Here is a 21,989-nt window from a genome sequence, read left to right as displayed (position 1 = left end):
ATATATAAAATTAAGGGTTACTATTAGTATGTGGTAATAATTTTGTCGCACTATTATTTTCTTTCAATATTATTCAAATTTCGGTTGTAAGTTGTAAATATCATTAATACATATAAATTAATAATATTTTGGAATGGGCGTCTGCGTGAGGATTCTCCTTTTACCAAACTTATTGTACAATAGAAACAAGGGGGAGATTAGTTTGAAGGCAAGTCTTTTACAAGAACAATGCTTACGTTTGGCAATGACACAAGAGTTAAGGCAAGCGATTACAATGCTTCAGTATAATGTACAAGAATTATCGGAGTTTTTGTATGAGCAATCGTTAGAGAATCCCCTTATTGAGTTAGGTGGTTTTGAGAGGGAGAAGAAAAAGAGCTCTAACAACAGTAAAAGTACCAGCAAACAAGTCGAGAATCAGATGGAAATCTACAGTGTGGATTCTACAACGATTCAGCAACACTTATTAAATCAAATACAGTATTATAAAATAGATGAAGAAGAGCGGAAAGTGGCTTCTTTCATTATTATGAACATGGATGGAAACGGGTATTTACAAGAAACGAATGAAGAGTTAGCAGAGCTCCTTTCTGCGCATATTCATGTAGTTGACCGCTCTGTAGAGCTTGTCCAATCACTGGAGCCAGCAGGGGTAGGGGCGCGTAATATTCAGGAATGTTTAACCTTACAATTGAAGCGCTTACAAAGAAGGGATGGATTAGCGGAAGATATTGTAGAGGAGCACTTTGCTTATTTCGTGAAGAAGGATTGGCGAAAGCTCGTTCATGTGCTGAAGTGTAGTAATGAAGAATTACAATCGGCGGTGAACTGTATTACATCATTGCAGCCGAAACCGGGCCTTGCGTATTCTTCGGATAAACCACTGTATATTGTGCCTGACATGGCAGTGAAAAAAGAAGGCGATCGCCTCGTTTTACAGATGAATGAGAGAAATATGCCGAGAATTGAAATTCACTCTGAGTACAGTGCGCTTCTTAATAATAGTGAAAGTGAAGTAGCATCTTACGTTTCAGAAAAGTATCAGCATGTGCAATGGATTATGCGCAGTTTGAAACAGAGAAAACAAACACTTCTGCAAGTGATGACGATTATTATGGAAAAACAACGTGATTTCTTTTGGGAAGGTCCAGCGTATTTGAAGCCGCTCGCTTTAAAAGAGGTGGCGGAAGAGCTAAGTGTGCATGAGTCTACGATTAGTCGTGCAACAAGAAATAAGTATGTGCAAACGCCACACGGTTTATTTGAGATGAAATCGTTCTTTAGTAATGCAGTTTCGACGACAGAGGATGAGGCAGTTTCAACGAAGCGAGTGAAACAGTTTATTCAAACGCTTGTGGAAGCAGAGAATAAGAAAAAGCCACTCTCAGATCAAAAGATTTCAAAATTATTAGAAGAAGAGCATGAAATTGTTATTTCTCGAAGAACGGTGGCGAAGTATAGAGAACAAATGCATATCCCAGCTTCGTCATTGCGAAAAACAATCGGATAGGTGAAGAAGATGAAAGTTGTGCTGTATACAAAAAAGAATTGTGGTCTTTGCGTGCAGGCGAAACAAGTTTTGCAGGAAGTACAATGTGAATATTCTTTTCAAATCGAGGAAATAGATATATATGAAGATAATGACCTTTTAGAAAAATATCATTTAATGATTCCGGTTGTAGAAATAGACGGAAAACAAGTAGAATATGGTAACATTCACAAAGGTGTCATAATAAACTATATAAAGAATGCAGTTAAGAGTTGAATAAGTTTCTATCTCCTGTTACAATAATACACGTAGCAGGGATTATTTTTTTAACCTATGTGGGACACAAAATGTCACTACGGGACGTAAAGTGACCACCGAGGAAAAATGAACCAATGTAGTGAGGAGAAAAGATATGCGCTCATGGATTCAGAACACAAAAAAATTATTACCTGATCTGCTACCTGTTATGCAAACGAGAATGCAAATTCTTCAATACATTAGGCTCATGCAGCCGATTGGAAGAAGAAACTTATCAGCAAGCCTCGGTATGACAGAACGAGTATTGCGAAGTGAAGTTCAAGTTTTGAAAGAACAAAACTTAGTTCACGTCGCTTCTTCTGGAATGACTTTGACAGAAGAAGGAACAGCTTTAGTTCTTGCTTTGGAAGACTTTATGAAAGAAATTTCCGGGTTAAAGGTTTTAGAAAAGCAACTTAAGGAAACATTAGACTTGGATGAAGTTTTCGTTGTCCCTGGTGATAGTGATGAATCACCTTGGGTCAAACTGGAGATGGGCCGTGCTTGTGTGACTTGTATAAAAGACCGTCTGACAGCGAATAATATCGTTGCTGTGGCTGGAGGAACTACGCTAGCTGCTGCTGCGGACATGATGCAACTTGATTGTAAAGATTTACATATGCTATTTGTCCCAGCACGTGGTGGAATCGGAGAAGGTGTTGAATTAGAAGCCAATACCATTTGTGCCAAGATGGCGCAAAATACGATGAGTAATTATCGCTTATTGTATGTTCCAGACCATGTTAGTAGCGAAGCATATGCGTCTATTGTGACAGAGCCTTCCGTGAAAGAAGTTCTTGAGTTGATTCGATCTTCCAATATCGTCATTCATGGAATAGGTGATGCGTTAACAATGGCACGTCGCAGAAGTACTTCGGAAGCAGATTGGTTAAAGATTCAAGCAAGCGAAGCAGTTGGTGAAGCTTTCGGTTACTACTTTAATGAAGAAGGAAATGTTGTTCATAAAGTAAGAACAGTTGGTATGCAATTAGAGGATTTACAAAATGTATCTCACGTTGTTGCAGTCGCTGGAGGTTCTTCAAAGGCAAAAGCAATACAGGCTGTAATTAAACAAGGGCACACTTCAATTCTAATTACAGATGAAGGTGCAGCAAAACAGTTAACAAAGGGTTTTACCCTTTAATATAATCCCCCAAGGAGGAAATTCAAATGACTAAAATTGGTATTAATGGATTTGGACGTATCGGACGTAACGTATTCCGCGCAGCTCTTAACAACTCTGAGGTAGAAGTAGTAGCAATCAACGACTTAACAGATGCTAAAACATTAGCTCACCTTTTAAAATATGACACAGTTCACGGAACTTTAAATGCAGAAGTATCTGCTAACGAAAACAGCATCGTTGTTAACGGTAAAGAAATTAAAGTTATCGCTGAGCGTGACCCAGCTCAATTACCATGGAGCGACTACGGAGTAGAAGTAGTAGTAGAATCTACTGGCCGTTTCACTAAAAAATCAGACGCTGAAAAACACTTAGGTGGATCAGTTAAGAAAGTTATCATCTCAGCTCCAGCTTCTGACGAAGATATCACTGTAGTTATGGGTGTTAACCACGAACAATACGATGCGGCTAACCACAACGTAGTATCTAACGCTTCTTGTACTACAAACTGTCTAGCTCCATTCGCTAAAGTATTAAACGAAAAATTCGGCGTAAAACGCGGAATGATGACAACAATTCACTCTTACACTAACGACCAACAAATCTTAGACTTACCACACAAAGATTTACGTCGTGCTCGTGCAGCAGCTGAAAACATGATCCCAACATCTACTGGTGCAGCTAAAGCTGTAGCATTAGTATTACCAGAACTTAAAGGTAAATTAAACGGTGGCGCTGTACGTGTTCCAACTGCTAACGTTTCTCTTGTTGACTTAGTTGTTGAACTTGACAAAGAAGTAACAGTTGAAGATGTAAACGCAGCATTCAAAGCAGCAGCTGAAGGCGAATTAAAAGGTATCCTTGGATACAGCGAAGAGCCATTAGTATCTATCGACTATAACGGATGTACAGCTTCTTCTACAATCGATGCATTATCTACAATGGTAATGGAAGGTAACATGGTTAAAGTACTTTCTTGGTACGATAACGAAACTGGTTACTCTAACCGCGTAGTAGACTTAGCAGCTTACATGACTTCTAAAGGTCTTTAATTCTTAATTATATAAGCAATCAATGACAAAACGAGGGAGAGGGTTTGTTCCCTCTCTCTCTTCTTTCGTTTTAAAAGCAAATGTGTTAAGCTTTTGAATGGGTTTTGTCAATCCTAACTAGTAGTCGGAGGGAAATCCAATGAACAAAAAATCAATTCGTGACGTAGATTTAAAAGGTAAGCGTGTATTTTGCCGCGTTGATTTCAACGTACCTATGAAAGAAGGCAAAATTACAGATGAAACTCGTATCCGTGCAGCTCTTCCTACAATTCAATATTTAGTAGAGCAAGGTGCGAAAGTTATTTTAGCAAGCCACTTAGGCCGTCCAAAAGGTCAAGCGGTAGAAGAATTACGTCTTACTCCAGTAGCAGCACGTTTAGGCGAGCTTCTTGGTAAAGATGTTAAAAAAGCAGACGAAGCATTCGGACCAGTTGCACAAGAAATGGTTGCAGCAATGAACGAAGGCGACGTATTAGTTCTTGAAAACGTACGTTTCTATGCGGGCGAAGAAAAGAACGATGCAGAACTTGCGAAAGAATTTGCAGCACTTGCTGACATCTTCGTAAACGATGCATTCGGTGCAGCTCACCGTGCTCACGCTTCTACAGCAGGTATCGCAGACTACCTACCAGCAGTATCTGGTCTATTAATGGAAAAAGAGTTAGATGTATTAGGTAAAGCACTTTCTAACCCAGAACGTCCATTTACAGCTATTATTGGTGGTGCGAAAGTAAAAGATAAAATCGGTGTAATTCGTCATCTATTAGACAAAGTAGATAACTTAATCATCGGTGGCGGACTTGCTTACACGTTCGTTAAAGCTTTAGGTCATGAAATTGGTCTATCTCTATGTGAAGACGACAAGATTGAACTAGCTAAAGAATTTATGCAACTTGCAAAAGAAAAAGGCGTAAACTTCTACATGCCAGTTGATGTTGTAATCACTGAGGAATTCTCTGAAACTGCAACAACTCAAATCGTTGGTATCGACTCTATCCCTTCTAACTGGGAAGGCGTAGACATCGGTCCTAAAACACGTGAAATTTATGCAGATGTAATTAAAAACTCTAAGCTTGTTGTATGGAATGGACCAATGGGTGTATTCGAAATGACTCCATTCGCAGAAGGTACAAAAGCAGTAGGACAAGCATTAGCAGATGCAGAAGATACATACTCTGTTATCGGCGGTGGTGACTCTGCAGCAGCTGTTGAAAAATTCGGTATGGCTGATAAAATGAGCCACATTTCTACTGGCGGCGGTGCGTCATTAGAATTCATGGAAGGTAAAGAGCTTCCAGGTGTAGTTTGTCTTAACGACAAATAAGTAGCAGCCAAAGAAAAAGGACGGTGCAAAGCATGCGTAAACCAATTATCGCAGGTAACTGGAAAATGAATAAAACTCTATCTGAAGCAGTTAGCTTCGTAGAGGAAGTTAAAGGTCAAATCCCAGCAGCTTCAGCTGTTGATGCAGTAGTTTGCTCTCCAGCTCTATTCTTAGAGCGCCTTGTAGCAGCAACTGAAGGAACTGATTTACAAGTAGGTGCACAAAACATGCACTTCGAAAAAAATGGTGCATTCACTGGCGAAATTAGCCCAGTAGCACTTAGCGACTTAAAAGTAGGCTACGTAGTACTTGGCCACTCTGAGCGTCGTGAAATGTTTGCTGAAACAGACGAATCAGTAAACAAAAAGACTCTAGCAGCATTTGAACATGGTTTAACACCAATCGTATGTTGTGGTGAGACTTTAGAAGAGCGCGAAAGCGGAAAAACATTTGATCTAGTAGCAGGTCAAGTGACAAAAGCACTTGCAGGTTTAACAGAAGAGCAAGTTAAAGCAACTGTTATCGCTTATGAGCCTATCTGGGCTATCGGTACAGGTAAATCTTCTTCTTCTGCAGATGCAAATGAAGTATGTGCGCACATCCGTAAAGTTGTTGCAGAAGCTGTTTCTCCAGAAGCTGCAGAAGCTGTTCGTATTCAATACGGCGGTAGCGTAAAACCAGAAAACATTAAAGAGTATATGGCACAATCTGACATCGACGGCGCTTTAGTTGGCGGTGCTAGCTTAGAGCCTGCTTCGTTCTTAGGTCTTCTGGGGGCGGTAAAATGAGAAAGCCAACAGCTTTAATCATCCTTGACGGTTTCGGACTTCGTGAAGAAACTCACGGGAATGCTGTAGCACAAGCTAAGAAACCTAATTTTGATGGTTACTGGAATAAATTCCCTCATACAACGCTTACAGCTTGTGGTGAGGAAGTAGGTCTTCCAGAAGGTCAAATGGGTAACTCTGAGGTTGGTCACTTAAATATTGGTGCTGGCCGCATAGTATATCAAAGCTTAACACGCGTAAACGTTGCAATTCGTGAAGGTGAGTTCGATCGGAACGAAACATTCCAAAATGCAATTAAAAGCGTAAAAGAAAAAGGTACTGCTCTTCATTTATTCGGTTTACTTTCTGATGGTGGTGTGCACAGTCACATGAACCATATGTTTGCTCTTCTTCGCTTAGCAGCAAAAGAAGGTGTGGAGAAAGTTTATATCCATGCGTTCTTAGACGGCCGCGATGTTGGACCACAAACAGCAAAAGGTTATATCGATGCAGCAAATGAAGTAATTAAAGAAACAGGAGTAGGACAATTCGCGACTATCTCTGGTCGTTATTACTCCATGGACCGTGACAAGCGTTGGGATCGCGTAGAAAAATGTTACAGTGCTATGGTGAATGGTGAAGGCCCTACTTATAAATCAGCAGAAGAGTGTGTAGAAGACTCTTATGCGAACGGTATCTATGATGAATTCGTATTGCCGTCTGTAATTGTTAACGAAGATAACACGCCAGTTGCAACAATCAATGATGATGATGCAGTTATCTTCTATAACTTCCGTCCAGACCGTGCAATTCAAATTGCTCGTGTATTTACAAACGAAGACTTCCGTGAGTTCGATCGTGGTGAAAAAGTACCTCACATTCCAGAATTCGTATGTATGACACACTTCAGTGAAACTGTGAATGGTTACGTGGCATTCAAGCCAATGAACCTTGATAACACTTTAGGTGAAGTTGTTGCGCAAGCGGGATTAAAGCAACTTCGCATCGCGGAAACCGAAAAGTATCCGCACGTTACATTCTTCTTTAGCGGTGGTCGTGAGGCTGAATTCCCAGGAGAAGAGCGTATCTTAATTAACTCACCGAAGGTTGCAACGTATGACTTGAAACCTGAAATGAGCATTTACGAAGTAACGGACGCTTTAGTAAATGAAATCGAAAATGATAAACATGATGTTATCATTCTTAACTTTGCAAACTGTGATATGGTTGGCCATTCTGGGATGATGGAACCAACAATTAAAGCAGTAGAAGCAACTGACGAATGTTTAGGAAAAGTTGTAGAAGCGATTCTTGCAAAAGATGGTGTAGCACTTATTACTGCTGACCATGGTAATGCCGATCAGGAGTTAACTGCTGATGGCGAGCCGATGACAGCTCATACAACTAACCCGGTTCCTTTCATCGTTACAAAAAATGATGTAGAGCTTCGTGAAGGTGGTATTTTAGGAGATATCGCTCCAACAATGCTTACACTTTTAAATGTGGAACAACCGAAAGAAATGACAGGTAAAACAATTATTAAATAATTTGCTTATATAAAAAGGAGAGAATTTATTATGTCAACAATTATTGATGTTTATGCTCGCGAAGTCCTTGACTCTCGTGGTAACCCAACTGTAGAAGTAGAAGTTTACACAGAAAGCGGTGCTTTCGGACGCGCTATCGTACCAAGTGGTGCATCTACTGGTGAGCACGAAGCAGTAGAATTACGTGACGGTGACAAATCTCGTTACCTTGGTAAAGGTGTTGTTAACGCAGTAAACAACGTTAACGAAATTATCGCTCCAGAAATCGCTGGTTTCGATGTAACTGACCAAGCTGGTATCGACCGTGCTATGATCGAATTAGACGGCACTCCAAACAAAGGTAAACTAGGCGCTAACGCTATCCTTGGTGTATCTATGGCAGTAGCTCACGCAGCAGCTGACTTCGTAGGTCTTCCATTATACCGTTACCTTGGTGGATTCAATGCAAAACAATTACCAACTCCAATGATGAACATCATCAACGGTGGTTCTCACGCTGATAACAACGTTGACTTCCAAGAGTTCATGATCTTACCAGTTGGTGCTCCAACATTCAAAGAATCAATCCGTATGGGTGCTGAAGTATTCCATGCACTTAAAGCTGTATTACATGACAAAGGTCTTAACACTGCAGTAGGTGACGAAGGTGGATTCGCTCCAAACCTTGGTTCTAACCGTGAAGCTTTAGAAGTAATCATCGAAGCTATCGAAAAAGCTGGTTACAAAGCTGGCGAGAACGTATTCTTAGGAATGGACGTTGCTTCTTCTGAGTTCTACAACAAAGAAACTGGTAAATATGACCTTGCAGGCGAAGGCCGTACTGGCTTAACTTCTGCAGAAATGGTTGATTTCTACGAAGAGCTTTGCAAAGACTTCCCAATCATCTCTATCGAAGATGGTTTAGACGAAAACGACTGGGATGGTCACAAATTATTAACTGAGCGTATCGGTGATAAAGTACAATTAGTTGGTGACGATTTATTCGTAACTAACACTCAAAAACTTGCTGAAGGTATCGAAAAAGGTATCTCTAACTCAATCTTAATTAAAGTTAACCAAATCGGTACTTTAACTGAGACTTTCGAAGCTATCGAAATGGCTAAACGTGCTGGTTACACAGCAGTTGTATCTCACCGTTCTGGTGAAACTGAAGATGCTACAATTGCTGACATCGCAGTTGCAACTAACGCTGGCCAAATCAAAACTGGTTCTATGAGCCGTACTGACCGTATTGCTAAGTACAACCAATTATTACGCATCGAAGACGAACTAGGCGAAATCGCTGTTTACGATGGTATCAAATCTTTCTATAACATCAAACGATAATTGTAGAAAATAACGACAGACCGTGAGAAATCACGGTCTGTTTTTTTATGCTAAAATTGTTCGCCCGTCATAAGTGACATGAAATGTTTGAAGAAGCGGTTATAATCAAAATCAATTGCGATTTGATGACTCGGCCAATCAATAAATGGCTTAGATTCTCCTAAAGAGCGAAATTCTCCAATGCTTGCCCCCTGCGCATAAGATTCTGTCATGACAACGATAGGTGATTTGTGATAGGTAAACATAGAGTTATCAAGTAAAGCGAGTATTGGCATTGTGTCATGGAAGGGGCTACCCTTTAAATGTGGTAGGGCGTCTTTATAATATTCGTAGTAATAATGATCGAATAAAGGTTTGACAAGTGGGGCTTTTCCTTTTGTTTCAATATACTCCGCCATCTCGGGTGTAATGACGGAATATTGGGTGACGTTTAATGGGTATATGTACATGTTAGCTGTAGATTGGAGGACTATATTAGCAGCAGTAGGATCGCCATAAAAGTTTGCTTCGGAAATAGGGGTAACATTACCAGGGTGTAAAAAGGCACCGCCCATTACGTAGTAAGATTTAACTTGCTTCATTAACTGTTTACATACGATGAATAAAATTGCTAGGGAGGTAAGTCTTCCTAAACTTACAATGATTAATTCATCTTTATACTGCTCAATAAGAGGAATAACTTCAAAAAAATTCTCCATTTCTCCGTTAGTCACATTTACCTTTGGAATAATTGGCCCGAGCCCCTGTTTCCCATGTACATCCGTAAAAAACGCAGGTGGGGCACCAGTAAGAGGACGTTCTGAACCACCGAATATCTTGATATTTCTATTCTTTGTTTCGTTATTAAAAAAATGAGCATTTTGTACGGCCATTTTTTTCGGGACATTGCCGTAATCAGCAACAATACCGATAATTTCTATTTCATCAATAAAGAAAGCTAAGAGGAGAGCCATCGTATCATCAATCCCAGGATCACAAAAAATGAGAACTTTTTTTGGCATATGTTCACCACCTATCTTGTTTATCCCTTACAAACCCGCTTGATGAGGGCTAACAATCAGTATGGATGTGGGAATCCTCATGGATTAAAGTTTCACTTTATATATATGTAAGCTTAAGGATAAAAAGATTATTTTATTGAAATAATAGTCTTATAAATTCAGAAAATAAAAACTTTTTATATTAGGTCAAGGTTTTTGACGTAATTTTCGTTTGGAAATGCAGTCATATCAAGGTTGTAAGCGTATAACACAGGCTGTTTTTGCTGTCAAGTTGATAAATTGCAGCTTTTTACAATTTATACTATGATAAAGATATTAACAGAAGATCGTATAAACATGAGGGATGATGAACATGAAATTTACAAAGATTCTTGTCCAAATTGCTGCTCTTTACGTGTTTTATATGGTTGGAACTTGGGTGCAAGAAATGCTAAATATTCCAATTCCAGGAAGTTTGATTGGGATGTTCCTCTTACTTGTTTTACTTAGCCTAAAAGTTCTTCCAGTGAAATGGTTCGATTTAGGAGCAGAAACACTCGTTGCTATTATGCCGTTTTTATTAATTCCGCCAACGCTTGGCTTAATGAATTACGGTGCTTTTTTTATGAGTAAAGGAATTTCTCTTTTCATTACAGTTGTAGCGAGTACATTTTTAATTATTATTGTCGCAGGACATACAGGACAATATCTTGCGAATAGGAAGGAAAGAAAGTCGCGATGAGCCAAATATTAATCGGAATCGGTTGGGTTCTTTTTACGGTGCTATTATATCAATTATCTAAAAAAATCTATAAATTATTTCCAACACCATTCACCATTCCAATGCTTGTAGCAACAGGATTAATGGCTTTCCTATTTATCGTGCTTGATATACCATATCAACATTATATGGAAAGTGGTGGTGGCTGGATTGCAAAGCTACTTGGACCCGGTGTTGTAGCATTTGCAATTCCTCTTTATAAACAACGTCATGTTCTGCAAAAGTATGTTGTACCGATTGCCGGCGGGGTATTAGTAGGTACAACAGTTGCAATCGCTAGTGATTTTGCCATTGCTTCACTTATGGGAACAGATAAAAGCTTAATCTTATCGTCTTTACCAAAATCGGTGACAATGCCAGTTGCGATGAGCGTTTCTGAACAAGTTGGTGGTGTACCTTCCTTAACAGCAGCTTTCGTTGTTATCGCAGGTATTACTGGAACGATTACAGGACCTCTCTTATTAAAATGGAGCCGTGTTACAAACTCAGTTGGTAAAGGTATCGGATTTGGATGTGCTTCTCATATTATGGGCGTTATGAGAGCGATGAAAAATAACGAACATGAAGGTGTTATTGGATCGGTAACAATGACATTAACAGCAATTTTGACATGTTTACTTGGACCGTTATTTGCAATGATGTTTATGTAATGGAAGAAAAGCGGGAGCGACTCTATAGCTCTCGCTTTTCTATAGGATTTATGCTACAGTTACAATAACTGAATCTTTGTAGGAGGTACGCCAAGTGCATACGTTATTATCCGTTTTACTTATTACTGTATCGATTTTAATGATTGTTATGGTACTTATGCAGTCTAGTAATAGCTCAGGCCTTTCAGGTGCAATTTCAGGCGGTGCAGAGCAATTATTTGGTAAGCAAAAAGCACGTGGAATTGAAGCAGTATTAAACCGTATCACAATTGTTTTAGCTGTATTGTTCTTTGTATTAACAATTGCTGTTACGTACTTAAACTTATAGAATTGAAAGAAGAAGCGTTAGTAAGATGTACTAATGGTTCTTCTTTTTTGTTTTGCCATTTGAAAGATGTTTCTAATTAGATTATAGAAATATAAATATGGTACACTAGATATAGAAAGAATACGACTAGATTACAGAAGAGAAAGAGGAGAAGTACATGATGAAATTAGCATCTCCGAAACCATTTACATTTGAGGGTGGAGACCGCGCTGTTTTATTACTACATGGATTCACAGGGAACTCAGCTGATGTACGTATGTTAGGGCGTTTCTTAGAGAAGAAAGGCTACACTTGTCATGCGCCAATTTATAAAGGGCACGGTGTACCACCAGAAGAGCTTGTTCATACAGGCCCTACAGATTGGTGGCAAGATGTAACGGAGGCATATCAGCTTTTAAAAGATAAAGGTTTTGAGAAAATTGCTGTTGTTGGATTGTCACTTGGCGGCGTATTTTCTTTAAAATTAGGTTATACAGTACCGGTTTTAGGTGTAGTACCAATGTGTGCACCGATGTATATTAAGAGCGAAGAAACGATGTACCAAGGTATATTGGCATATGCCCGCGAATATAAAAAGCGTGAGCAAAAGTCACCAGAGCAAATCGAACAAGAAATGCTGGAATTCCAAAAGACACCGATGAATACATTAAAAGCATTACAACAATTAATTGCTGACGTACGTAACAATGTGGATATGATTTATGCACCAACATTTGTTGTACAAGCACGTCATGACGAAATGATTAATACAGATAGTGCTAACATTATTTATAACGGTGTAGAATCTACGTTAAAAGACATTAAATGGTATGAAGACTCTACGCATGTCATTACACTTGATAAACAACGTGACGAGCTACATGAGGATGTATATAACTTCTTGGAGCAACTAGATTGGTAAGATCTAGTTGCCTCTTTTTTTCATAAGGAATTTTTTGTGAAAACTGTAAAAATCATAAGAGGAGTATTGAAGTTTCACTTTATACATCCCCTATCTTTCGGATACACTAAATAATATAAGGTTTTAAAGGAGGTATTTTTGCTTGGAAGAAATCACACAAGAACATATTGATAAGTTGTTATTATTTATGAGAGAAGAAGCGTATAAACCGCTAACGATACAAGAGTTAGAAGAGGCATTTGGAATTGAAGGTTCTGAGGGCTTTAAAGATTTTGTAAAAGCACTTGTAATGATGGAAGAGAAGGGACTTGTTATTCGTACACGTAGTAATCGATACGGTCTTCCTGAAAAGATGAATTTAGTACGAGGTAAGTTAATTGGACATGCACGTGGCTTTGCTTTCGTTGTGCCAGAAGAGAAGAAAACTGGAGACGATGACCTTTTCATCCCTCCTACAGAATTAAACGGTGCACTTCATGGCGATACAGTATTAGCACGCCTTAGTTCTCAATCGAGCGGTTCACGTCAAGAAGGTTCAATTGTACGCATTTTAGAGCGTGGAACGAAAGAACTTGTTGGTACATATACAGAATCGAAAAACTTTGGATTTGTTATACCTGACAATAAGCGCTGGACGAGTGATATCTTTATCTTGAAAAGTGCATCAATGGGTGCTGTAGAAGGTCATAAAGTAGTTGTGAAAATTACGAGCTATCCAGAAAATCGTTTAAGCGCAGAAGGTGAAGTTATTCAAATTCTAGGTCATAAAAATGATCCAGGAGTAGATATTTTATCTGTCATTCATAAACATCATTTACCTTTAGCATTCCCTGAAGAAGTGATGGAGCATGCAAACAGTGTACCAGAAACGATTTCAGAAGAAGATTTAAAGGATCGTCGTGATTTACGTGATCAAATGATCGTAACGATTGATGGTGCAGACGCGAAAGACTTAGATGATGCTGTTACAGTAACGAAGCTTGAGAACGGTAACTACAAGCTTGGCGTTCACATTGCGGATGTAAGTCATTACGTTCAAGAAGGTTCTCCAATTGATGTAGAAGCAGCGGAAAGAGCGACGAGTGTGTATCTTGTTGACCGTGTAATTCCGATGATTCCACATCGTCTATCTAACGGTATTTGCTCATTAAATCCGAAAGTAGACCGTCTGACATTATCTTGTGAAATGGAAATCAACAACTTAGGTGATGTTGTTAAACACGAGATTTTCCAAAGTGTGATTAAAACGACAGAACGTATGACGTATGCTGACGTAAGAAGCATTTTAGAAGATGAGGACGAAGAGTTAATTAAGCGTTATGAGCCATTAGTACCGATGTTTAAAGAGATGGGTCAATTGGCACAAATTCTACGTGAAAAACGTATGCGCCGTGGTGCAATTGACTTTGACTTTAAAGAAGCGAAAGTATTAGTAGATGAAGAAGGAAAACCGACTGATGTTGTTATGCGCGATCGTTCTGTATCAGAGAAGTTAATTGAAGAATTTATGCTTGTTGCGAATGAAACAGTAGCAGAGCACTTCCACTGGATGAACGTACCGTTTATGTACCGTGTCCATGAAGATCCGAAAGAAGATAAGCTTGAGCGTTTCTTCGAGTTTGTAACGAACTTCGGATATGCGGTAAAAGGACGTGCGAATGAAGTACACCCTCGTGCGCTGCAACAAATTCTTGAAATGGTTCAAGGACAGCCTGAAGAAGTAGTTATTTCAACGGTTATGCTTCGTTCTATGAAGCAAGCTCGTTACGATGCGGATAGTTTAGGGCATTTCGGTTTATCAACTGAGTTCTACACACATTTCACATCACCAATTCGTCGTTACCCAGATACAATCGTTCATAGATTAATTCGTGAATACATTATTAATGGTAAAGTCGACAATGAAACGCAAGCAAAATGGCGTGAAAAATTACCTGAGATTGCAGAGCACTCTTCTAATATGGAACGCCGTGCTGTTGAAGCAGAGCGTGAAACAGATGAGATGAAAAAAGCAGAGTATATGGTTGATAAGATCGGTGAAGAGTATGACGGTATGATTAGCTCTGTAACAAACTTCGGTTTATTCGTAGAGCTTCCAAATACAATTGAAGGTCTTGTACACGTTAGTTATTTAACGGATGATTACTACCGTTATGACGAGCAACATTTCGCTATGATCGGAGAACGTACAGGAAACGTATTCCGCATCGGTGATGAAATTACAATTCGCGTTATTAACGTAAACAAAGACGAGCGTGCAATCGACTTTGAAATCGTTGGCATGAAAGGTACGCCTCGTCGTAAGTTCAAAGATCGTCCAGTCGTTATCGAGCAGCCAAGAACAGGCAGAAAGAAACGCGGTGGACGTAGCGAGCGCAGTAATGAGCGCGGCGGTGAACGTGGCACAGGTAGAAAGTTTGACCGTGGTGGCAAAGGTAAAAGCACAGGAAGAGGATCCGCATCAGCAACAGCATCCACGTCTGCTAGTCAGCCAGGGAAAAAAGATGGTAATGGCAAGAAGAAAAAAGGATTCTTCGAAAACGTACCAGGATTCAAGAAGAAAAAGAAAAAGCGTAAGTAAGAAAAGGATGGCTTCGCTTTGATGAAAAGCGAGGCCGTTTTTCTTTTTGTTGGAATCTAGCTACAGTGGCTAGAATGTTCGGCGGCTTCACTTCTTCCCGAGAGGCAAAGAGCGCCTCAAGGTCAGAAGCTCCATCCGTCTCACATTCTGAACGAGCCACTTTCGCTTTTTATTAACATTTGTTACAATAGTAAAAATAGAGGAGGGACGTTATATGCCAAAGGGTACAGGTAAGGTTATTGCACAAAATAAAAAAGCATTTCATGATTATTTCATCGAAGAAACATACGAGGCAGGGCTTGTCCTTCAAGGAACGGAAATTAAGTCGATTCGCGCTGGTCGCGTGAACTTGAAAGATGCGTTTGCACGTATACATAACGGTGAAGTATGGGTTCATAATATGCACATTAATACATACGAACAAGGGAATCGTTTCAACCATGATCCACTTCGTACGAGAAAATTACTTCTTCATAAAAAAGAAATTGATAAGCTAGCGGGCGCTGCAAAAGAAACAGGTTACGCATTAGTTCCACTTAGAATCTATTTGAAAAATGGATTTGCAAAAATGGCACTTGGTTTAGCAAAAGGTAAGAAACAATATGATAAACGTCACGATTTAAAAGAGAAAGAAGCGAAACGTGAAATTGCACGCGTGTTCCGTGATCGCCAAAAGATGTAATACAGATATTTACATTTGTAAAACGGCGCGCGTATGATATAATAACTTATGTAAGGTTGTTGCACATTGAAAAACAGCTCTTAGTAGCTATCACGATATTTTCTTCGTATGCTCCATTTTTATCATGGGGACGTTACGGATTCGACAGGGATAGTTCGAGCTTAGGTTGCGAGTCGAGGGGATCGGCCTCGTTAAAACGTCAAAGCCTATAATTGGCAAACAAAACAATCTTTCTTTAGCTGCTTAATTGCACTAAAGGTTCCTCCCTCCATCGTCCATGTGGTAGGGTAAGGGACTCAAACTAAGTGGACTACGCCGGAGTTCGCCGTCTGAGGGCGAAGGAAGAGAACAATCAGACTAGCAACTTGGAAGCCTGTCGATAGGCCGAAGAGTTCGCGAAATGCTAATATATCGACTACACTCGTAGAAGCTTAAGTGCCGATATTTTTGGACGTGGGTTCGACTCCCACCGTCTCCACCAATACATATTTGGTGGTTTTTTTATTTTGTATGATATGAACCATAACTTTGCCAGGTTGGCGAGGTTATGGTTTTTTTGTTTGTGGTTTTATAGAATGCTGAAGTTGATGGGACGGTATCCTTGAAACAGAGAATAAAAAAATGGTTATTGATGATAAGTAGGGAGGTACTATAGCTGCTAGTAAACGCCCAACTGGTGAGTTTGTATTAAAATTTTAATTTATTACAATCTTCATATGTTTTGTGTTTTTAACCATACCTATTGTAAGATTATATAGAGTTCTCCTAATAAGCTGTTTTAATGGATTATTTAGGAATCTTAAATTTATAAATCTTAAATTGTTTTTTCGGGATAATTTTTTATCTAAATAAGTTATATTGAAGTAGAGGTGAACCATCGGTGAGGCAGGTGTTAGTAATTAAGAATGAAAGGTCTTTAGCGAAGAAAATCGTAAGCGGTCTAACGCAAGAAGGCTATTTCATTTTAAAACTTCACAATGAAAACGAAGGTTTAAATATAATATATGAACAAGATTGGGATATTATCGTATTGGATTGGGATTCATTAAGTATATCGGGACCGGAAATTTGCAGACAAATACGACTTGTTAAAACGACACCGATAATTATTGTGACCGACAATATTTCTAGCGAGGATTGCGTGGCAGGGCTACAAGCAGGTGCAGATGATTATATAAGAAAACCATTTGTGAAAGAAGAATTAGTAGCAAGGGTTCAAGCTATTTTAAGGAGAAGTGATTGTAACCAGCAAAATGAGACGAATTTTTTTCAGTTTAAAGATCTCTTTGTTGATGCATCTAGTAATATTGTGAAAAAAGGTGGCGAAAACCTCTCGCTTACTAAGCGCGAGTACGACTTACTTGTATTTTTAATCAAGAATAAAAACACAATATTAAGCCGTGAAATGCTTTTGAATCAAGTTTGGGGATATAACGTAGTAGTAAATCCAAATGTAGTAGATTTATATATTGGGTATGTAAGAAAAAAGTTAAAGTGCGAGAAGAAAGACAGATATATTCAAACGATACATGGTAGAGGTTATTCAATGATTGAATGATAAAATAAGGTAATAGAAAAAAGAGTAAAACNNGTTTTACTCTTTTTTCTATTGAATCTAATAATCAAATAGTTTCTTAGAAGTATTAAAAGACGTAAAAAAATGGATTATAAAAATATTAGCTATTAATGAGCGTGTTTTGTAGAGGAAATCATGATTAATCAACACGCCTGACTTCACATATTACTTTTGGTGCCTGATTTTATGAATTCACACCATTCACAAGATTTTCACAGAATTAATGACTATACTAATTAACAGGATGTTCAAATGAAAATGATTATCAATAGCGATTCAATTGAATAAAAATTAATTTCTAATTCAATCTATGGATGTCATCATTTTCGAAATAAATTACACTATAAGGAGTATACATATGAAAAAATCTATGCTTTTAAAATTAGTGAGTATTCTAGCAATTTTTACTTTAATGTTAGTAGCTTGCTCAAATCCAAGTAATGATACTAAAGAGTCAAAAGCTAATAAAGATAATGGTAGTGATAAGACAAAAACGGTTGAAATCACTGATGCTCATGGAACTGTTAAAGTCCCTGTAAACCCAAAGAATGTAGTTGCTTTGGATAACAGAACTTTTGAAACTTTATCTGATTGGGGAATTAAATTAGCGGCTGCTCCAAAGGATATCATGCCTGCAGATTCAGCATATAAAAAGGATGATTCAGTTCAAAACATTGGAAATCACCGTGAACCAAATCTTGAAATTATTGCAGCTGCAAATCCTGAACTTGTAATCGTTGGTCAAAGATTTGCTGGTCATTACGAAGAAATCAAAAAATTAGTACCAAATGCAGCTGTTATTGATCTTAATGTTGATGTATCTGAGAAGGCTACTAAGCCTGGCGAAAACTTAGTAAAAGGACTTAAAGATTCTACAGTTACTTTAGGGAAAATCTTTGATAAAGATAAAGAAGCTAAAAAATTAGTAGCTGATTTTGATAAATCTATTGAAAACGCAAAATCTGCTTATAACGGAAAAGATAAAGTTATGAGTGTTATCGTTACTGGTGGGAATATCGGTTTTGCTGCGCCGCACTCTGGTCGTGTTTGGGGACCAATGTATGAAATTTTCGGTTGGACTCCAGCATTAGAAGTTTCAAATTCTACTGCAGGTCATAAAGGTGACGACGTTTCTGTTGAAGCTATTGCACAAACAAATCCTGATTGGATTTTCGTATTAGATCGTGATGCTGCAACATCTGATGCAGCCACTTCAGCTCCAGCTAAGGATGTTATTTCTAAATCACCTGCTCTTCAAAACACAACTGCTGTTTCTAAAAACCAGGTTATTTATGCACCAGAAGATACTTACACAAATGAATCAATTCAAACTTATATAGAGTTATTTGGAAATATTTCAAAAACTTTAGCTAAGTAGTGTAAAGGAGTACGAAGCAGTGTCAAAAAATATAATTTCTAGGGTTGAGAATATTTCTCAACCCCAGTTTTATAATCACAATAAATTATGGACAAAACCTTTTATAATAGCGATTATAGTTGTTCTAATTTTAGGGATTATATCACTGTTTACTGGAGTTTATGATATACGTGGACAAGAGGACGGAATGGAGATGTTTTTCATCACTCGTGTTCCAAGAACAGTTGCATTAATGCTTACTGGAGCTGCAATGGCGATGGCAGGGCTCGTAATGCAACTCATTACACAGAATCGCTTTGTTGAACCTACTACAACAGGGACTATTGAATGGTCAGGCTTAGGCCTGCTTTTTGTGTATTTACTATTTCCTGCCCCAACTTTAGTTCAAAGAATGACTGGTGCAATCATTTTTTCTTTTATAGGAACTATGATTTTTTTTCTATTTTTAAGAAGAGTTAAGCTTCGTTCGTCTTTAATTGTCCCGATTATTGGATTGATGCTTGGAGCAGTTATTTCTGCAGTGTCTACTTTTTTGGGACTCCTTTTTCAAAAGACGCAAAGTATTGAAACTTGGTTCGTAGGTTCATTTGCGAACGTTCAGGTAGGAAGATATGAATATTTATGGCTGATTGTTATCATTACTTTTCTTATTTTTATGTATGCTAATAGATTGACTTTAGCTGGACTAGGAGAAGATGTCGCAACAAGCCTTGGAGTTAATTACAATAGAATTGTTCTTTTTGGGACTGCTCTTATATCTGTTGCAGTTGGAATTGTTGCAGCTGTTATTGGACACTTACCTTTCTTAGGATTAATTGTGCCAAATATCGTTTCAATGTTTAGAGGTGATGATCTTAGGAGTAATTTACCTTGGGTTTGTGTGATCGGAATGGGGTCAATAACTGCCTGTGACATCATTTCTCGAACAATTATACAGCCTTTTGAATTACCTGTTTCTTTAATACTTGCAACAGTGGGAGCAGTCGTGTTTATTACTATTTTATTGAGACAAAGAAAACCAAGGAGGCTACGATGATCAAATTAGAATATAGAAAAAAAGAAAATGTCGAAATCGATTCTAGCCTTCATAATGAAAGTAGATCAGCTAGCGCTTTTCGGTCTAAGAAGGAAGCAAGACGTTATTGGATTTTACTGATTACATTGATTGCTTTAGGTCTCCTTTCTTCATATGGACTTTTAGTTTATAACAATCCAGTTCCGATAGATTCACCTTCTTTTATCCCAGTCGTTAAGAGAAGGATAGTAGCTATTGTTGCAATGATTATCGCTGCAGTTTGCCATAGCTTGTCGACAGTTGCTTTCCAATCTATTACGAATAATAAAATTATTACTCCATCGCTTTTAGGTTTCGAATCACTTTATTCAGCAATTCAAACGAGTACAATATTCTTCTTTGGTGCTAGTGCATTAATAAATTTTAATGGAATTGGATCATTTTTATTCCAAGTTGTTGTTATGGTCTTCATGAGTTTGATACTTTATGGATGGTTACTTTCCGGTAAATACGGGAATTTACAACTTATGCTTTTAGTTGGAATTATTATTGGTACCGGGCTAAATTCAGTGTCAACTTTCATGAGAAAACTACTTGCGCCTTCAGAATTTGATATTTTACAAGCAAGATTATTTGGTTCTGTTAATCATGCAGATCCTGCATATTTTCCTATTGTAATTCCTATGATCATAATTGTAGCAGTATTAATTTTGGCTCATTCTAAGAATTTGAATGTTTTGTCACTAGGAAAAGATGTTGCTACTTCTTTTGGTGTTAAATATCAACCTAGTGTAATTTATACGCTTGTATTAGTAGCTATTTTGATGTCCATTTCAACAGCTCTAATTGGACCACTTACTTTCTACGGCTTTTTAGTAGCAACTTTGAGTTATCAGGCAGCGTCAACTTATGATCATAGATACATTTTTCCGATGGCTTTTGCTATAGGATTTTTAATAATGACGAGTGCATACTTTTTAATGTATCATGTATTCCATGCTCAAGGTGTAGTTTCAGTTATTATTGAATTATTTGGTGGAATCATATTCTTAACTATAGTTTTAAGGAAGAGGGCTTTATGATAAAAATTGATAATGTTAAAAAGTTCTATACTGATAAGGTGAAGATAGGACCTTTGGATATTGAAATACCAAAAGCAGGCTTTACTTCTTTAATTGGACCAAATGGCGCTGGAAAGTCTACGACACTTTTGATGATTGGAAGACTTTTAGATATGGATGAAGGTCAAATTCAGGTAGCAAATATGGATGTTTCTGAATCCAAATCAAAAGACTTAGCAAAAATTTTGACTATATTGCGACAAGAAAATCATTTTGTAACTAGGCTTACTGTTAGACAATTAGTTGGATTTGGGCGCTTTCCTTATTCAAAGGGAAGATTGACTAAAGAAGATGAGGTTATCATTTCTAAATATATCGATTTCTTAGATTTAACTAGTTTAGAGAATAGATATTTAGATGAGCTTTCTGGTGGTCAAAGACAAAGGGCATATGTAGCGATGGTATTGTGCCAAGAGACGGAATATGTACTTTTGGACGAACCTTTGAACAACCTTGATGTTGCTCGTTCTGTTCAAATGATGGAGCATTTGAGACGTGCAGCTAATGAATTTGGACGAACAATTTTGACTGTCATGCATGACATAAATTTTGCGGCTAAATACTCTGATAAAATTTGTGCTATGAAAGATGGACAAATTGCTGCTTTCGGAACAGTAGAAGAGGTTATGGACCCAACACTTTTGACAGATATTTTTGAAACAAAAATAGAGATTATTAATGGTCCTTATGGGCCAATCGCAGTTTATTAGTTATAAAATGTCTTGCGTAGATTATGCAAGACACTCTAGTTGAAGTTGCTGTCTATATTTTATAGGTAGCAGCTTTTTTTATGTGACTACTCATAAAATGCAAAAGAATGCTTCACCTGTTCAAGTATGTACCAAACGAAAAAATATCTCTGTATAACTTTTTAAAAGAATTCAGTTTGTTTTTGATATGTAATATTGCATATCAGAGTGTATTGATAAAAGTGTAAGGTGTCACTATAATGAGGGCATAAAGATAAACCACATTATCGTAGCAAGAAAAAGGAGGAAATAATATGGAAATCGCAATGGCAGTTTTAAAATTTGTAGGTGGCGTAATCCCGTTAATTCAAGAACTTTTAAA

20 protein-coding genes and 1 other RNA gene are annotated in these 21,989 nt (G+C 38.0%); 20 read left to right on the top strand and 1 reads right to left on the bottom strand.

Annotation, left to right across the window (positions count from 1 at the left end):
- Positions 1-202 precede the first annotated feature (202 nt).
- From rpoN to eno, 8 genes are all read left to right on the top strand, one after another.
- A complete protein-coding gene (gene rpoN, locus CN409_RS25665; RefSeq protein ID WP_097981414.1) occupies positions 203-1,510 on the top strand; it encodes an RNA polymerase factor sigma-54 in 1,308 nt (435 codons plus the stop codon).
- A gap of 9 nt (positions 1,511-1,519) precedes the next feature.
- Positions 1,520-1,765 (top strand): glutaredoxin family protein, encoded by a 246-nt coding sequence (locus CN409_RS25660; RefSeq protein WP_000869737.1) that lies wholly within the window; start codon positions 1,520-1,522, stop codon positions 1,763-1,765.
- 136 nt (positions 1,766-1,901) lie between these two features.
- Positions 1,902-2,930: a gapA transcriptional regulator CggR gene (gene cggR / locus CN409_RS25655; protein ID WP_001258185.1), complete on the top strand. Its 1,029-nt coding sequence runs from the start codon at positions 1,902-1,904 to the stop codon at positions 2,928-2,930.
- A 26-nt stretch (positions 2,931-2,956) separates the two neighbouring features.
- Positions 2,957-3,961 carry a type I glyceraldehyde-3-phosphate dehydrogenase gene (gene gap / locus CN409_RS25650; protein WP_000161234.1) on the top strand — a complete coding sequence of 335 codons (1,005 nt, stop codon included), beginning with the start codon at positions 2,957-2,959 and terminating at the stop codon, positions 3,959-3,961.
- A 139-nt stretch (positions 3,962-4,100) separates the two neighbouring features.
- A complete protein-coding gene (locus tag CN409_RS25645; protein ID WP_001036332.1) occupies positions 4,101-5,285 on the top strand; it encodes a phosphoglycerate kinase in 1,185 nt (394 codons plus the stop codon).
- 32 nt (positions 5,286-5,317) lie between these two features.
- Positions 5,318-6,073: a triose-phosphate isomerase gene (gene tpiA, locus CN409_RS25640; RefSeq protein ID WP_001231042.1), complete on the top strand. Its 756-nt coding sequence runs from the start codon at positions 5,318-5,320 to the stop codon at positions 6,071-6,073.
- Positions 6,070-7,599, top strand: a complete 1,530-nt coding sequence (gpmI, locus tag CN409_RS25635) for a 2,3-bisphosphoglycerate-independent phosphoglycerate mutase (protein ID WP_097981413.1) — start codon at positions 6,070-6,072, stop codon at positions 7,597-7,599. The genes tpiA and gpmI overlap by 4 nt, the downstream gene beginning before the upstream one ends.
- 30 nt (positions 7,600-7,629) lie before the next feature.
- Positions 7,630-8,925 carry a phosphopyruvate hydratase gene (eno, locus tag CN409_RS25630; RefSeq protein ID WP_000103951.1) on the top strand — a complete coding sequence of 432 codons (1,296 nt, stop codon included), beginning with the start codon at positions 7,630-7,632 and terminating at the stop codon, positions 8,923-8,925.
- A 50-nt stretch (positions 8,926-8,975) separates the two neighbouring features.
- Here eno and CN409_RS25625 read toward each other — a convergent pair whose 3' ends face one another.
- The gene (locus tag CN409_RS25625; protein WP_097981411.1) at positions 8,976-9,926 is read right to left on the bottom strand and encodes a nucleoside hydrolase; all 951 of its coding nucleotides are present in this window, start codon (positions 9,924-9,926) and stop codon (positions 8,976-8,978) included.
- A gap of 352 nt (positions 9,927-10,278) precedes the next feature.
- Between CN409_RS25625 and CN409_RS25620 the strand changes: the two genes are divergently transcribed.
- From CN409_RS25620 to CN409_RS25565, 12 genes are all read left to right on the top strand, one after another.
- On the top strand, positions 10,279-10,647 hold the full coding sequence (locus CN409_RS25620) for a CidA/LrgA family holin-like protein (protein WP_000673223.1): 369 nt from the start codon (positions 10,279-10,281) through the stop codon (positions 10,645-10,647).
- A complete protein-coding gene (locus CN409_RS25615) occupies positions 10,644-11,336 on the top strand; it encodes an LrgB family protein (RefSeq protein ID WP_000078304.1) in 693 nt (230 codons plus the stop codon). Before CN409_RS25620 ends, CN409_RS25615 begins: the two co-directional genes overlap by 4 nt.
- A 94-nt stretch (positions 11,337-11,430) precedes the next feature.
- The gene (gene secG / locus CN409_RS25610) at positions 11,431-11,664 is read left to right on the top strand and encodes a preprotein translocase subunit SecG (RefSeq protein ID WP_000557266.1); all 234 of its coding nucleotides are present in this window, start codon (positions 11,431-11,433) and stop codon (positions 11,662-11,664) included.
- A gap of 160 nt (positions 11,665-11,824) precedes the next feature.
- A complete protein-coding gene (gene estA, locus CN409_RS25605; protein ID WP_000761986.1) occupies positions 11,825-12,565 on the top strand; it encodes a carboxylesterase in 741 nt (246 codons plus the stop codon).
- A 142-nt stretch (positions 12,566-12,707) separates the two neighbouring features.
- Complete coding sequence (gene rnr / locus CN409_RS25600) at positions 12,708-15,146, top strand: ribonuclease R (RefSeq protein ID WP_000391343.1); 2,439 nt, start codon at positions 12,708-12,710, stop codon at positions 15,144-15,146.
- 214 nt (positions 15,147-15,360) lie between these two features.
- Entirely contained in the window at positions 15,361-15,828 is a 468-nt protein-coding gene (gene smpB / locus CN409_RS25595) for an SsrA-binding protein (protein WP_001123917.1), read from the top strand.
- Between the two features lie 126 nt (positions 15,829-15,954).
- Positions 15,955-16,309, top strand: a transfer-messenger RNA (tmRNA) gene (gene ssrA / locus CN409_RS25590).
- 399 nt (positions 16,310-16,708) lie between these two features.
- Positions 16,709-17,386, top strand: coding sequence for a response regulator transcription factor (locus CN409_RS25585; protein ID WP_001250260.1), 678 nt, complete (start codon positions 16,709-16,711; stop codon positions 17,384-17,386).
- 376 nt (positions 17,387-17,762) lie between these two features.
- Complete coding sequence (locus CN409_RS25580) at positions 17,763-18,782, top strand: siderophore ABC transporter substrate-binding protein (RefSeq protein WP_000749440.1); 1,020 nt, start codon at positions 17,763-17,765, stop codon at positions 18,780-18,782.
- Between the two features lie 19 nt (positions 18,783-18,801).
- Positions 18,802-19,818 carry an ABC transporter permease gene (locus tag CN409_RS25575; protein ID WP_000041823.1) on the top strand — a complete coding sequence of 339 codons (1,017 nt, stop codon included), beginning with the start codon at positions 18,802-18,804 and terminating at the stop codon, positions 19,816-19,818.
- Positions 19,815-20,879: an iron chelate uptake ABC transporter family permease subunit gene (locus CN409_RS25570; RefSeq protein ID WP_097981410.1), complete on the top strand. Its 1,065-nt coding sequence runs from the start codon at positions 19,815-19,817 to the stop codon at positions 20,877-20,879. The genes CN409_RS25575 and CN409_RS25570 overlap by 4 nt, the downstream gene beginning before the upstream one ends.
- Positions 20,876-21,628: an iron ABC transporter ATP-binding protein gene (locus tag CN409_RS25565; RefSeq protein WP_000590056.1), complete on the top strand. Its 753-nt coding sequence runs from the start codon at positions 20,876-20,878 to the stop codon at positions 21,626-21,628. Before CN409_RS25570 ends, CN409_RS25565 begins: the two co-directional genes overlap by 4 nt.
- The last annotated feature ends 361 nt before the right edge of the window (positions 21,629-21,989 follow it).

It is taken from the genome of Bacillus sp. AFS012607, assembly GCF_002558005.1.
Lineage (GTDB): Bacteria > Bacillota > Bacilli > Bacillales > Bacillaceae_G > Bacillus_A > Bacillus_A thuringiensis_S.
The sequence above is the reverse complement of the archived record's forward strand: the minus strand, read 5'-3'. Positions and strand labels throughout refer to the sequence as shown.

What these genes read in the sequence shown, in the direction of transcription:
- cggR (WP_001258185.1), top strand. Translation starts at nt 1,902, where the DNA reads ATGCGCTCATGGATTCAGAACACAAAAAAATTATTACCTGATCTGCTA.
- eno (WP_000103951.1), top strand. Translation starts at nt 7,630, where the DNA reads ATGTCAACAATTATTGATGTTTATGCTCGCGAAGTCCTTGACTCTCGT.
- smpB (WP_001123917.1), top strand. Translation starts at nt 15,361, where the DNA reads ATGCCAAAGGGTACAGGTAAGGTTATTGCACAAAATAAAAAAGCATTT.
- CN409_RS25565 (WP_000590056.1), top strand. Translation starts at nt 20,876, where the DNA reads ATGATAAAAATTGATAATGTTAAAAAGTTCTATACTGATAAGGTGAAG.
- CN409_RS25570 (WP_097981410.1), top strand. Translation starts at nt 19,815, where the DNA reads ATGATCAAATTAGAATATAGAAAAAAAGAAAATGTCGAAATCGATTCT.
- gap (WP_000161234.1), top strand. Translation starts at nt 2,957, where the DNA reads ATGACTAAAATTGGTATTAATGGATTTGGACGTATCGGACGTAACGTA.
- CN409_RS25580 (WP_000749440.1), top strand. Translation starts at nt 17,763, where the DNA reads ATGAAAAAATCTATGCTTTTAAAATTAGTGAGTATTCTAGCAATTTTT.
- estA (WP_000761986.1), top strand. Translation starts at nt 11,825, where the DNA reads ATGAAATTAGCATCTCCGAAACCATTTACATTTGAGGGTGGAGACCGC.
- CN409_RS25625 (WP_097981411.1), bottom strand. Translation starts at nt 9,926, where the DNA reads ATGCCAAAAAAAGTTCTCATTTTTTGTGATCCTGGGATTGATGATACG.
- CN409_RS25615 (WP_000078304.1), top strand. Translation starts at nt 10,644, where the DNA reads ATGAGCCAAATATTAATCGGAATCGGTTGGGTTCTTTTTACGGTGCTA.
- CN409_RS25645 (WP_001036332.1), top strand. Translation starts at nt 4,101, where the DNA reads ATGAACAAAAAATCAATTCGTGACGTAGATTTAAAAGGTAAGCGTGTA.
- gpmI (WP_097981413.1), top strand. Translation starts at nt 6,070, where the DNA reads ATGAGAAAGCCAACAGCTTTAATCATCCTTGACGGTTTCGGACTTCGT.
- CN409_RS25660 (WP_000869737.1), top strand. Translation starts at nt 1,520, where the DNA reads ATGAAAGTTGTGCTGTATACAAAAAAGAATTGTGGTCTTTGCGTGCAG.
- CN409_RS25620 (WP_000673223.1), top strand. Translation starts at nt 10,279, where the DNA reads ATGAAATTTACAAAGATTCTTGTCCAAATTGCTGCTCTTTACGTGTTT.
- tpiA (WP_001231042.1), top strand. Translation starts at nt 5,318, where the DNA reads ATGCGTAAACCAATTATCGCAGGTAACTGGAAAATGAATAAAACTCTA.